Here is a 12,694-nt window from a genome sequence, read left to right on the forward strand (position 1 = left end):
ATGACGCCGATCGCGCGCCCACAACGGCTGGCGGGGCTACTTCTTGGCGGCCGGCTTCTTCGTCGCGGGCTTCTTCGCGGCGGGCTTGCGCGTCGTGCGCTTCTTGGCCGGGCCGGCGGCGCGCTTCTCGGCCAGCAGCTCGATCGCCCGCTCGGGCGTGATGCTCTCCGGCGTGAGGTCGCGCGGCAGCGTGCGGTTGGTCTCGCCGTCGGTGACGTACGCGCCGAAGCGGCCGTCCTTGACAACGATCGGCTTGCCGCTGGTCGGGTCGTCGCCCAGCTCGCGCAGCGGCGGGGTGGCCGCACGGGCACCCCGGCCGCGCTTGGGCTCGGCGTAGATCTTCAGCGCCTCGTCCAGCGTGATCGTGAAGAGCTGCTCCTCCGACGCGATGGTCCGCGAGTCCGTGCCCTTCTTGAGGTACGGGCCGTAGCGGCCGTTCTGCGCGGTGATCTCGTCGCCCGACTCCGGGTCGGTGCCCACCACGCGCGGCAGCGACAGGATCTTCAGCGCGTCGTCGAGCGTCACCGTCTCGAGCGACATCGACTTCAGCAGCGACCCGGTGCGCGGCTTGGGCTGCGCGGCCTTCGCCTTCTTCTGCGCCGCGGCCGACAGGCTCGGGTCGATCTCCGGCAGGTCGAGAACCTCGGTGACGTACGGGCCGTAGCGGCCGTTCTTCGCGACGATCTCGTTGCCGGACACCGGGTCGGTGCCCAGCACCTTGCCGTCCTCGGCGCCCGCGGCGAGCAGCTCGCGGGCCTTCGCCACCGTGAGCTCGTCCGGCGCGACGTCGTCGGGGATCGACCCGCGCGGCGGGTTCTGCCCCTCCGCGACCTCGGCGCCCAGGTCCTCGACGTACGGGCCGTACCGGCCGACGCGCACGCGGATGCCCTCGCCGATCTCGACGGAGTTGATCGCCACGGGGTCGATCTCCCCGAGGTTCTCCACGAGCTCGTGCAGGCCCCAGCCCGTGCTGTCGCCCGAGCCGTCGCCGAAGTAGAACCGCGTCAGCCAGGCCACGCGGTCCCGGCTCCCCGACGCGATCTGGTCGAGGTCGGCCTCCATCTCGGCCGTGAAGTCGTAGTCCACCAGCCAGCGGAAGTGCTCCTCGAGCAGCTTCACGACGGCGAACGCGAGCCACGTGGGCACCAGCGCCTGGCCCTTGGTGCGCACGTAGCCGCGGTCCTGGACCGTCGAGATGGTCGCCGCGTAGGTGGAGGGGCGACCGATGCCGAGCTCCTCCAGCGCCTTGACCAGGGACGCCTCGGTGTAGCGGGCGGGCGGCGTGGTCGAGTGCCCCTCGGCGGCGAGGTCGTCGCCGCGCAGCGGGTCGCCCTCGGCCATCCGCGGCAGGCGCGCGTCCTTGCCGGACGCGGCGGCGCCGTCGCCGTCGGTGACGTCCGTGCCTTCCTCGTACGCGGCGAGGAAGCCGCGGAAGGTGATGACGGTGCCGGACGCCGAGAACACGGCGTCGCGCCCGGCGAGCTCGCCCGCGGCGTCGGACAGCGTGGCCGCGAGCCGCACGGACGCCGTCGACCCCTTGGCGTCGGCCATCTGGGAGGCCACGGTGCGCTTCCAGATCAGCTCGTACAGCTTGAACTGGTCGCCCGAGATCTCGCGCGCGACCTGCGCCGGCGTGCGGAACGAGTCGCCCGCGGGGCGGATCGCCTCGTGCGCCTCCTGCGCCCCCTTGTTCTTCGACGCGTACAGGCGCGGGGCGCCCGGCACGTACTCGGGGCCGTACAGCTCGGCCGCCTGCCGCCGGGCGGCGTCGGTCGCCTCCGCGGACAGCGACGGCGAGTCCGTCCGCATATAGGTGATGTAGCCGTTCTCGTACAGCGCCTGCGCGGTGCGCATCGCCTGGCGCGCGCTCATGCGCAGCTTGCGGCCGGCCTCCTGCTGCAGCGTCGAGGTGGTGAACGGCGCGGCCGGCTTGCGGGAGTACGGCTTGGTCTCGAGCGAGCGGACGGTGAACCCCGAGCCGGACCCCGCGTCGGAAAGGCCCTCGACGACCGCGTTCGCGGACGCCTCGTCGAGCTGCACGACACCGGTCCGCACCTTGAGGCGGCCGCGGTCGTCGAAGTCGCGGCCCGCGGCGATGCGGTCGGCGCCGAGACCGGTGAGGCGGGCGCGGAACGCCTGGCCCGCGTCCTCGCCCTCGGTCGGCGCGAACTGCCCGGTGACGTCCCAGTAGTCGGCGGGGACGAACGCCATCCGCTCGCGCTCCCGCTCCACGACCAGACGCGTCGCGACGGACTGCACGCGGCCGGCGGACAGGCCCTGGCGCACCTTGCGCCACAGCACCGGGGACACCTCGTAGCCGTAGAGGCGGTCGAGGATGCGGCGGGTCTCCTGCGCGTCGACGAGGTCCTCGTCGAGCTCGCGGGTGTTCTCCAGCGCCCGCAGGATCGCCTCGCGGGTGATCTCGTGGAAGACCATCCGCTTGACCGGCACCTTGGGCTTGAGCTCCTGGATGAGGTGCCAGGCGATGGCCTCGCCCTCGCGGTCCTCATCGGTGGCGAGGTAGAGCTCGTCGGCCTCCTTGAGGGCCTTCTTCAGCTCGCGGACCTTCTGCTTCTTGTCCGCGTGCACCTCGTAGTAGGGGTCGAAGCCGTTGTCGACGTCGACGGCGAACTTGCCGTACGGGCCCTTCTTCATGTCCGTCGGCAGGTCGCGCGGCTGCGGCAGGTCGCGGATGTGCCCGACGCTCGCCTCGACCTCGAAGTCGTCACCGAGGTAGCCCTGGATCTTGCGGGCCTTGGTGGGCGACTCGACGATCACGAGCTTGCGTGGCTGGGGCATCCGTTCCTGCTTTCCCTGGTGCTGCGGCGGTGCGGGCGGCGTGCTGGTGCGGTGGAGATGGTGGCCGGCCGACCGGTCATGTCACGGTACGACATCTGCTCGTCACTTCCCCGACACGGCCGCCGGGCGGCACTCTACCGAGACGTGACGCGGGGCTGCGCGGTGAGCTGACGGAGCACGAGGAGGGTCGCGAACGCCGCCGCGGTCACGGCGAGCACGGCCAGGGCGCCCGCCGCGTACGCGGTGAGGTCCGGCGAGAGGGGGATCGGGTCGCCGTTCGTGACGAGGCCCACGAGGGTGCCTCCGGAGACGAGGACGCCCGCCACCGACGCGAGCAGCAGCAGGCCCGCGACGACGTACGACCCGGGCGCCGCGTAGGACCCGCCGGGGCGGCGCAGCTCGTCCGTCGACGACGCGGGTGTGAGGGCGCACACGGCGGCCCCCCACGCCAGGACGACGAGCAGCGCGGCGACGACGTCGGACGGCCGGTGCCACTGGCCCACGAGCGTCGAGACGCCGGTGGCCGCCGTGTAGGCGGCCCCGAGGACCGCGACCACCGGCCGCCAGGCCCGCGGCGTGACGAGCAGCAGCGCCACCGACACCGACGCGGCCACGGTGGTGTGCCCGCTGGGCAGGGTGTTGGGCCCGGTCCAGCCGGGCAGCAGCTCGGGCCGGTCGAGGATGCCGTGCTTGAGCACCTGCGTGGTGACGTTCGCGCCGCCCACGAGCACCGCCACCTGCAGCGCCAGCACCCAGCGGCGCCGCACCAGGGCGACGAGCATCGCCACCCCGACCCCCGCGACGACGAACGCCACGGACACGACGTCGAGCACCGGCTCGGCGACCCGCCACAGGCGCCCCTGGCCGTAGGTGGCGCCGAAGAACGCGAGCTCGTCGACGCGCTGGCCCGCGGTCGCGGAGACGAAGAACCGCCAGGTGAGCCACACGCCGAGCGCGGCGAGGACGGCCACGACCCCCGCAGCGACGCGCGGCGCGGTCCGCGCCTGCGGGGCGGTCCGCCGTCCCCGCCACGCGCCGACCGGCAGGATCGGCGCGCCGACGCCCGCCGTCCCCTGCGAGGGGGTCGGCGGTGTCTGGGGGCGCGTCTCGGTGAGCACGGGGCCACGCTACCCACTCCGGTGTGTCGGAAACGTATGCGCGGCGTGGGAACCTTTCAGCCTCCGGTGACCGACCAGAAGGTCGTCCGAGAGCCCGACTACCTCGCGGCTCTCGGACTACCTCGCGGGTCAGCCGGTCACCAGGGTGAGGTCGTAGGCGTCGAGGATCTCGCCCACCGGCTGGAAGAACGTCGTGCCGCCGGAGGTGCAGTCGCCGGAGCCGCCGGACGTCACGCCCTGCGCCTGGTCGCCGGCCAGCAGGGACCCGCCGGAGTCGCCCGGCTCCGCGCACACGTCGGTCCGGATGAGGCCGTCGACCGTGCCCTCGGCGTAGGAGACCGACACGTCGAGCGCCTCGACCGTGCCGCAGTGCCACCCCGTCGTCGAGCCGGAGCGGCACACCTGGGCCCCCACCGGCGCCGGCTCGGCGCCCGCGACCGCGACCTGGCCGCCCGACCAGTCGTTCACGGCCCCGACCGGCGTGCTGCCGAGCCCCACCTGGACGTACGCGTAGTCGTCGCCGGGGAAGCTCGACCCGGCGAACGTCCCCGACGGCTGCGACGTCGGGTCACCCGCGGAGCCGCAGTGCCCCGCGGTGACGAAGCCGTCCGTGACGGCGAAGCCCACCGAGCAGCGCGACGCTCCGTCGATGTAGTACGCGTTGCCGCCGACGACGTCGTCGAGCACCCGCGGACGCTCGGCGGTCGTGCTCACCGTGACGGCGTCGCTCGGCACCCCCGCCGCGGCCAGCGCGTCGTCGACGTCGGCCCGCGCGGCGGCGCCCGCCAGCGTCTCGACCACGAGGGTGTTGTCCCGCACGTCCACGTGCCAGCCGGTCACGCCGGCGGCCGCGGCCGCGTCGTCACCCAGGGCCGCGGCCCAGCCCTCGAGCCGGTCCAGCGAGTACCGGGCGTCCACGGCCCGGCCGCCCGCCGCACGCACGGCGTCCTCGGCGGCCCCGTCCGCGCCCGCCGTCGTCGCGACGAACAGCCGGTCGCGCTCCGGGTCGAGCCACACGCCGGCGAAGTCGTCGCCGAGCGCCTGCCGCAGCCGCTCCTGCGCGGCCGCGGCGTCGCCCTGGAAGTCGAGCCGTTCGACGGCGCGCTCCTTCGACACGCCGAGGTCGTCCGTCATGGCCTGGAGGAGCCCGGCCGGATACCGGTCCGCGCCCGCGACGTCGTCGTCGGGTCCCGGGCCGGCGGCCTGGGCCGTCGTCGCGGCCGCCGCGAGCGTGAGCCCGGCGGCCGTCGCAGCCATCGTCCTGAAGGTCGTGCGTCTCATCGGAGAATTCCTTCCGTCAGGTCCCGGACGGTTGCCCGGCGCACCACACGCTACGGGGGCGACCAGGGCGCGGCCAGGGCGCCTCCGGCCGCCGCCGGGTGCACACTGATCCTTCGTGCACCCGATCCCGTGGCTGCGCCCCCGACGGGTGCCCGCGCCCTCCCCCGCCTCGCCCGCGAGCCTGCGCCGCCGCCCGGCGCAGGTCGTCATCCTCGCGTTCCTCGCGACGATCGCCGCCGGCACGTTCCTGCTGGGCCTGCCGATCAGCGCCACCGGACGGAACGCGAGCTTCGTCGAGGCCCTGTTCACCGCCACGTCCGCGACCTGCGTGACCGGGCTCGCCGTCGTCGACACGGAGCACTTCTGGACGCCGTTCGGGCAGGTCGTGATCCTGCTGCTCATCCAGGTGGGCGGGTTCGGCGTCATGACGCTCGCGTCGCTGCTCGGCCTGCTGCTGACCCGCCGCCTGGGGCTCAGCACCCGCCTGGTGGCGACCGAGTCGACGCGGTCGGTCGGGATGGGCGACGTGCGGCGCGTGCTGCTGGGGGTGCTGCGGTTCACCGTCGTGACGGAGCTGGTGGTGGCCACGCTGCTCACGGCGCGGTTCGCCGCCGCCTACGACGAGCCGTTCGGGCACGCCGTCTGGTCCGGCGTGTTCCACGCCGTGTCCGCGTTCAACAACGCGGGCTTCTCGATCTACAGCCAGAACCTCGTGCCGTTCGTCGCCGACCCGTGGGTCTGCCTGCCGATCTGCGCCGCGATCATCATCGGCGGCCTCGGCTTCCCCGTGCTGCTGGAGCTGTGGCGCCTGCATCGCACCCGCCGCACCGAGGACGGCCCGACCGACCTGCAGCGGCTGTCGCGCTGGAGCGTGCACACGCGCCTCACCGTGCTGATGACGGCGGTGCTCCTGGTGGTGGGCACGCTGTTCTTCCTCGCGGCCGAGTGGCGCAACCCGGGCACGTTCGGCCCGCTCGACCCGCCGGCGAAGGTGCTCGCCGCGTTCACGCAGGCGGTCATGCCGCGCACCGCCGGCTTCAACTCCGTGGACCTGTCGCAGGCCAACAACGGCACCTGGTTCTTCACCGACATGCTCATGTTCGTCGGCGCCGGGTCGGGGGGCACCGCCGGCGGCATCAAGGTGACGACGTTCGCCGTCCTCGCCGTCGCGATCTGGTCGGAGCTGCGCGGCGATCCCGACGCCACGCTCTGGGACCGGCGCCTGACGCCGGGCACCCAGCGGCAGGCGCTCACCGTCGCGCTCGTCGGCGTCGCGGCCGTGGTACTGCCCACCCTCGCGATCACGCTGTCCACCAGCCTGTTCACCCTGGACCAGGTGCTGTACGAGGTGATCTCCGCGTTCAGCACCACCGGCCTGTCCACGGGCATCACCGCGGACATGCAGCCGTGGCACCAGCTCGTGCTCGTGGCCCTGATGTTCCTCGGCCGGCTCGGGCCCATCACCCTCGGCACGGGCCTCGCGATGCGCGACCGGCAGCGCCTCTACCGGCGGCCGGAGGCGGCCGTCGTCATCGGCTGACGACGCACGACGGGGCCCCGCCGAGCACGCTCGGCGAGGCCCCGTCAGGGTCGAGGTTCAGCAGTTGGTCCCGGCGTAGGTGCCGACGGCCTGCGCGGCCTCCTGGAACTCCGACCCGGTCATCGCGGACATGGCCTCCTGGAGCTTCGTCATCGACTCGGCGTCCGTGGGGTTCTCGGCCGCGGCGCCCAGGCCGTCCGACGCGGTGCGGAACGACGTCGCGAGCGTCTTCCACTCGTCGGCGATCTCGGCCGGCGGCTCGCTGACGCCCTCGAGCGTGGTGGTGAGCTCCTCGAGCTTGTCGACGGTGGGCTGCAGGTCGGACGGGTCGACGTCGCTCATCGCGGACGACGCCTCGGTGAGGGACTGGACGGCGCCGCACACGTCGCCGCCGGCCGCCTCTTCGGCCGGGGCCTCCTCGGCCGGGCTCTCCTCGGGCGCCTGCTCCTCGGCGGTGGGCGTGCCCTCGCCAGAGCCGGAGCCGGAGTCGCCCGAGCCGCTGCACGCGGCGAGGCCGAGGGTGAGCAGGGCGGCGGCGGCCACAGCGGTGGCTCGGGTCATGGTCAGTCGGTTGCGCATGGTGACCATGGTCCCCGACCGGGTGCGATCGCGCGCCCCGGCCCGCAGGGGAGAGATCCCCGTGTGGCGATGGTCACGTGCGCGGCGATGACACACTCGTGCCGCACGCCGACACCGGGAGGACGGCCGGCGGGCAGCCCACGCGCGAGGAGGACGGACCGATGGCCGAACGAGTGACGTTCCGGAGCAGCACAGGACCGCTGCTCGCGGGCATCGTCGACCGGCCGGAGGGCGAGGTGCGCGGCTGGGGCCTGTTCGCCCACGGGTTCACGCTCGGCAAGGACTCCCCGGCGGCGGCGCGCATCTGCAAGCAGCTCGCCGCCGAGGGGATCGGGATGCTGCGGTTCGACAACCTCGGGCTCGGCGACTCGGAGGGGGACTGGGGCGACGGCTCCTTCACGGTGAAGGTCGCCGACACGGTGCTCGCCGCGCGGTTCATGGCCGAGCACGTCATCCACGGCGACCCGCCGGCGCTCCTCGTCGGGCACTCGTGGGGCGGGGCCGCCGCCATCGCCGCGGCGCAGGAGGCGGGCGCGCGCGCCGTCGCCTCCGTGTGCGCGCCGTTCGACCCCAGCCACGCCGAGCACCAGTACGACGACCTGGTCGACCAGGTGCTGGCCGAGGGGAACGCCGTGTGGCAGGTGGGCGGCAAGCGCCTCAACCTCAAGCGCGGGATGGTGGAGGACGTGCGCGACGCCGACCTCGACCACCGCATCGCCGACCTCGGCCTGCCCCTGCTGATCATGCACTCGCCCACCGACCGCGTCGTGGGCATCGAGAACGCCAGCCAGATCTTCGCGGCCGCCCGGCACCCCCGCAGCTTCGTCGCGCTCGAGGGCAGCGACCACCTGCTCACCGCGCCCGGGCAGGCGCAGCGCGCGGCCCGGATCGTCAGCGCGTGGGCCGACCCGTACCTCGTCAGGCCACCCCGGCCGGACCGGTAGCCGGGCGCAGGAACCCGTCGCGCACCAGGCCGCGGACGGCGGGCAGCAGCTCGGCGCGCAGGTCGTCGGCGGGGACGTCGAGCAGCGCGCCGAGCGCGCCGACGATCTGCCCGACGGCGAGCTCGCCGTCGCACACCCCGACGAACGCCGCCAGGCCGGTCGACGCGTGCACGCCGCGCCCTAGCCCGTCGCCCTGCCGGACCACGACGACGTTCGGGTCGGCCTGCCCGGGCGTGTGGAACCGCTCCTCGGTGACGTCGTCCGCCACCACGAGGTGGGCCTCGGCCAGCGCCGCGTCGTCGCGCGCCTCGAGCCAGTCGTGCGCCGCGAGCGACGCCGCGACGTGCGCGCCGAGCGGCTGGTGCACGGAGCCGGTGTGCTCCTCCAGGCGGCGCAGCGTCGGGCGCGCGCCGTCGGCGGGCCGGCGGAGGGTGACGATGCCGAAGCCGACGGCCTCGACGTCGCGGGAGGCGAAGTCGTCCAGCCACGCGCCGTAGGCGGCGGCCCACGCGCGGGGCTCCCGCTCCGGGGTGGTGCCGCCGTCGCGGATCCACGTCTCCGCGTACTCGGCGGGGTCGAGCACCTCGCGCTGGATGACCCAGCCGTCCAGCCCGGCGACGTCGAGCCACGCGCCCACGCGCTCGTCCCACGCCTCGCCGCGCCGGTGCTCCCAGTTGCCCAGCAGCTGCGCGACGCCCCCCGGAGCGAGCACGCTCCCGGCGTCGCGCACCAGGTCGCGCACCAGGTCGTCGCCGGAGCGGCCGCCGTCGCGGTACTCGTAGTCGCCCAGCGCCTCCGCCACGGCGGCACCCGCCGCGCCCGCGTGCGGGGTGATGACGAACGGCGGGTTGGAGACGACGAGGTCGAAACGCTCACCCGCCACCGGGTCCAGCATCGAGCCGTGCCGCAGCGCGACGTCGACCCCGTCCGCCGGCGCGTTGAGCGCGAGGTTGAACCTCGCGAAGCCCAGCGCGCGCCGGGACAGGTCGGTGGCCACGACGTGGCGCGCGTGCCGCGCGGCGTGCAGCGCCTGGATGCCGCAGCCCGTGCCGAGGTCGAGCACCCGGTCCACGGGCGTGCGGGTCGTGACCTGGGCCAGGGTCGTGGAGGCCCCGCCGGCGCCCAGCACGTGGTCGGTCGCGAGGCGTCCGCCGGTGGCCAGCTCGGCGAGGTCGCTCGCCAGCCACCACGCCGCCTCGCCGCCCGCGTCGACGGCGGCGTACGGGCGCAGGTCGACGCCGGCGCGCACCGCGTCGCCGTCGTCCTCGCCCGCCGCGGCCACCAGGCCCAGGCGGGCGGCCCCGGCGGTGCCGAGGCCGGGAAGCGCGCGGTCGAGCGCCGCGCGCGGCACCTCGTCGCCGAGCAGGAAGAGGCGGGCCAGCGCGGCGCGCGGCTCGTGCGCGGGGCCGACGGCCGCGAGGGCGCGGCGGGCGGGCACGGTCTGCTCGCGGTGCAGCGCCGCGGACGCGACCTCGCCCAGCGCCTCGCCGACCCCGTCGACGGTGTAGCCCGCCGCCGCCAGGCCCGACCGCAGCGCGTCGACCAGCGGCGCGGCGTCCTCCGCCGCGCCGGGCACGGGCGTCGAGGCCGGTGTCGAGACGGTGCCGTCCGTCGTCATCGGCCCGCGCACTCGGTCGAGAGGAACGCGGTGATGTCCTTGGCCGCCGTCGTGGCGCCCGCGGTGTCGTCGGCCGTGATCGCGCCGGCCATCGCGGAGCTCACCGCGTTCGCGTCGTCCTCGTCGACGTCCTCGAACGCGGTCACCGCGCTGTCCAGGTACTCGGCCATCGCCCCCCACGGCTCCGCCACGCCCTCGGGCGGCTCGGCCTCCGCCATCGCCTTGTCGGCGGTGCGGAAGCTCTGCACCAGCGCGCGCGGGTGCTCGGGGCTGAGGTCCACGAGCGCCCGGTTCGTGGTGGACCACGCCTGCTGCAGCCCGGCGCACGTCTCGTGGTCGAGGCCCTCGTCGTCCGTCGCGGCCGCGCTCGGGTCGGGCGACGCCACGTCCTTCGAGCGGCTCGGCTCGCCCTCCACGCCCATCGCGAGGTCACCCGGGATCGAGACCGCCGGGGCGGGCTCCGCGACCGGCTCCTCGACACCGCCGGACTGCCCGCAGCCGGCCAGCGCGGCGCCCGTCACGAGCATCCCCACGACGACGACCGGGAGCTGGCGGGACAGGAGACGGGCGCGGCGCATCCCCCTATGGTGCGTCACCGCCCCCGCGCGCGGAAATCACCGCTCAGCCGGCGGGCGCGTCGTCCTCGGTCCTGCCCGCCGGGTCGGACTCCGCGTCGCCCGGGGTGTCCTCCGGCGCGTCGGACGCGCCGCAGCCGTCCTTGAGGAACGTCGTGACACGGTTCGACGCGGCCGTCATCGCCGCGGTGTCCAGGTCCGCCAACGCGTGGGCGACGGCGGACGCGACCTGGCCCTCGTCGGCCGCCTCGATCTCGTCGGCGACCGTGCCGACGTAGGTCGCGACGACGAGCCAGTCGTCCCGCACCTCGGCGGGCGGGGTGACCTCGGCGAGCGCGTCGCGGGCCCCGACGAAGCCGCGCCGCAGGGTGGCGGGGTCGTCGGCCGTCATCCCCACCTGCAGGGAGGCCGACTGCGACCACGCGGCCTGCACCACCGGGCACTCGTCGGGCGGGCCGGCCGCGAGGACCGCCTCGGCGGGGGCGCCGGCGTCCGCCACGAACCCGGAGGCCAGCCCGACGCCGAGCCCCAGGAGCAGCGCGACCGCGCCGGCCGCGGCGAACGAGGAGTGACGACGCCAGGCCCCCGGCACCGGTCGCCTCAGGCGACCGACCACGCCGCCGCGCGAGGCGCCGCCGACGCGTCTCGACCTGGCCCTCATGCTGCCGAAGGCTACCGGGCGAGCGGGCGACGCCGGAACGTCGCCGCAGGTGGGAGGGCGCCGCTTGACCCGTGACGGGCGTTCGGCCAGATTACGCGCGTGACCTCTACCACGCCCGGCCTGTGGGTGCATCCCGAGAACGACCCGCGAGCGACGGGCGTCGACCCGGTCGGCGAGAAGGAGACCCTCTGGGAGTACCTCTGCCGCTACCGCATGACGCTGGTCATGAAGTGCGAGGGCCTGGACGCCTCCCAGCTCGCGCGACGCTCCGTGCCGCCGTCGACCCTCTCGCTGCTCGGCCTCGTCCGGCACCTCGCGAACGTCGAGCACCACTGGTTCCGCCGCGTGCTGCAGGGCCTCGACGAGCGCGGCCCCTTCGAGCTGCCCGGGTACCCCGACGTCGACTTCGACGGCGCCCTCCCGGACGCGACCTGCGTCGAGGAGGCGTGGGACGCCTGGCACCGCGCCGTCGAGGTCGCGGACGACTGCTTCGCCGGCGAGGACCTCGGCCGCGAGGTGCCCTACGACGGCGGCACCGTCGAGGCGCGGGACGTGCTGCTGCACGTGCTCGAGGAGTACGCGCGGCACATGGGCCACGTGGACCTGCTGCGCGAGTGCATCGACGGGCGCACGGGGCTGTAGCCCGCCCTGTGGCGCCGTCCGCGCCCGCGTAGCGTGCCGACCATGACAGGTGTGCGGAGCTTCCTCAGCGGCGTCCTGGTCCTGCTCGCGGTGCTCGCGGCGGTGGTCACGGTGCCCGCGCGGTACGTCGAGGGCACGCTGCTGGACACGGACGCGTACGTCGCGGCGACGGCGCCGCTGGCGGACGAGATCACCACGCAGGACGCGGTGGCCGCCGCGCTGACGGACACGGTCACGGGCCAGATCGACTCCGGGGTGCTCGCCGGGGCGCTGCGGCCGGTCATCGGCGAGGTGGCCGACGTCTTCGTGCGTTCCGACGCCTTCCCACCCGCGTGGGAGGAGGCCGGCCGTCAGGGCCACGCCGCGACGGTGGCGGTGCTGCGCGACGAGAGCGACGTCGTCGACGCCTCCGACGGCGTGGTCACCCTCCCGCTCGACCCGTTCCTGGAGGCCGTCGGGCAGGCGCTGCGCGACCGCGGGCTGCCCGTCCCCGAGGGCTTCGCGACGACGGGTGCGGACGTCGTCCTGTACGCGTCTGACGACCTCGCCACCGCCCAGTCGGCCGTCGCCGTCCTGGATCGGTGGACGCCCTGGGCGCTGCCGGCGACGGTGCTGCTCGCCGTCCTGGCCGCCCTCGTCGCCCGCCCGGGCCGGCGCCTGCGGACCGTCGCCGTGACGGGCGCGCTCGCCGCCGTCGCGATGCTGCTGCTCCTGCTGCTCCTGCCGGAGGCCGTGCAGGCCGCGTTCGCCGGGCTCGACGTGGGCGAGTCGGGGCGCCAGGTGCTGGACGACACCGTCGACGCCCTGCTGGTGCCGCTGCGCGCGCAGCTGTGGTGGGCGTTCGGCGTCGCCGCGGCGGTGGCGGTCGGCGCGGGGGTCGCGGCCGGCGTGGTCCGGCGGGGACGAGCCTCCTGACATCGGCCCCTGCCGCCCGGGC

At 75.1% G+C, this 12,694-nt stretch carries 11 protein-coding genes; 4 read left to right on the top strand and 7 right to left on the bottom strand.

Going from position 1 to position 12,694, the window contains the following annotated elements; all coding sequences use genetic code 11:
• Positions 1-36 precede the first annotated feature (36 nt).
• The 3 genes from topA to ACFUVW_RS14585 all read right to left on the bottom strand — a co-directional run bounded on the left by topA (position 37) and on the right by ACFUVW_RS14585 (position 5,198).
• Positions 37-2,799: a type I DNA topoisomerase gene (gene topA / locus ACFUVW_RS14575; RefSeq protein WP_430572044.1), complete on the bottom strand. Its 2,763-nt coding sequence runs from the start codon at positions 2,797-2,799 to the stop codon at positions 37-39.
• Positions 2,800-2,933: 134 nt separating this feature from the next.
• Positions 2,934-3,917, bottom strand: coding sequence for a phosphatase PAP2 family protein (locus ACFUVW_RS14580; RefSeq protein ID WP_430572045.1), 984 nt, complete (start codon positions 3,915-3,917; stop codon positions 2,934-2,936).
• A gap of 129 nt (positions 3,918-4,046) precedes the next feature.
• Entirely contained in the window at positions 4,047-5,198 is a 1,152-nt protein-coding gene (locus ACFUVW_RS14585) for a S1 family peptidase (RefSeq protein WP_430572046.1), read from the bottom strand.
• A 115-nt stretch (positions 5,199-5,313) separates the two neighbouring features.
• On the opposite strand from ACFUVW_RS14585, the gene ACFUVW_RS14590 reads away from it, so the two are divergent.
• Positions 5,314-6,738 (top strand): TrkH family potassium uptake protein, encoded by a 1,425-nt coding sequence (locus tag ACFUVW_RS14590; RefSeq protein ID WP_430572047.1) that lies wholly within the window; start codon positions 5,314-5,316, stop codon positions 6,736-6,738.
• Between the two features lie 57 nt (positions 6,739-6,795).
• Here the strand turns inward: ACFUVW_RS14590 and ACFUVW_RS14595 are convergent, their stop codons facing one another.
• A complete protein-coding gene (locus tag ACFUVW_RS14595; RefSeq protein WP_430572048.1) occupies positions 6,796-7,317 on the bottom strand; it encodes a hypothetical protein in 522 nt (173 codons plus the stop codon).
• Between the two features lie 161 nt (positions 7,318-7,478).
• Here ACFUVW_RS14595 and ACFUVW_RS14600 point away from each other — a divergent pair, with 161 nt between their 5' ends.
• Positions 7,479-8,261 carry an alpha/beta hydrolase family protein gene (locus tag ACFUVW_RS14600; protein ID WP_430572049.1) on the top strand — a complete coding sequence of 261 codons (783 nt, stop codon included), beginning with the start codon at positions 7,479-7,481 and terminating at the stop codon, positions 8,259-8,261.
• On the opposite strand, the gene ACFUVW_RS14605 is transcribed toward ACFUVW_RS14600, so the two are convergent.
• From ACFUVW_RS14605 to ACFUVW_RS14615, 3 genes are read right to left on the bottom strand one after another with little or no spacing between them, the layout of a single operon-like run.
• Positions 8,236-9,879: a methyltransferase gene (locus tag ACFUVW_RS14605; RefSeq protein WP_430572050.1), complete on the bottom strand. Its 1,644-nt coding sequence runs from the start codon at positions 9,877-9,879 to the stop codon at positions 8,236-8,238. The genes ACFUVW_RS14600 and ACFUVW_RS14605 overlap by 26 nt on opposite strands.
• The gene (locus ACFUVW_RS14610; RefSeq protein ID WP_430572051.1) at positions 9,876-10,457 is read right to left on the bottom strand and encodes a hypothetical protein; all 582 of its coding nucleotides are present in this window, start codon (positions 10,455-10,457) and stop codon (positions 9,876-9,878) included. Before ACFUVW_RS14610 ends, ACFUVW_RS14605 begins: the two co-directional genes overlap by 4 nt.
• A 43-nt stretch (positions 10,458-10,500) precedes the next feature.
• Positions 10,501-11,115, bottom strand: coding sequence for a hypothetical protein (locus ACFUVW_RS14615; protein WP_430572052.1), 615 nt, complete (start codon positions 11,113-11,115; stop codon positions 10,501-10,503).
• Positions 11,116-11,214: 99 nt separating this feature from the next.
• Here ACFUVW_RS14615 and ACFUVW_RS14620 point away from each other — a divergent pair, with 99 nt between their 5' ends.
• Both ACFUVW_RS14620 and ACFUVW_RS14625 read left to right on the top strand, forming a co-directional pair.
• Positions 11,215-11,757, top strand: a complete 543-nt coding sequence (locus ACFUVW_RS14620; RefSeq protein WP_430572053.1) for a DinB family protein — start codon at positions 11,215-11,217, stop codon at positions 11,755-11,757.
• A 42-nt stretch (positions 11,758-11,799) separates the two neighbouring features.
• Positions 11,800-12,672, top strand: a complete 873-nt coding sequence (locus ACFUVW_RS14625; RefSeq protein ID WP_430572054.1) for a hypothetical protein — start codon at positions 11,800-11,802, stop codon at positions 12,670-12,672.
• Positions 12,673-12,694 lie beyond the last annotated feature (22 nt).

Origin of the sequence: Isoptericola sp. NPDC057391 (assembly GCF_042668085.1) — a bacterium.
Taxonomy (GTDB): Bacteria; Actinomycetota; Actinomycetes; order Actinomycetales; family Cellulomonadaceae; genus Isoptericola.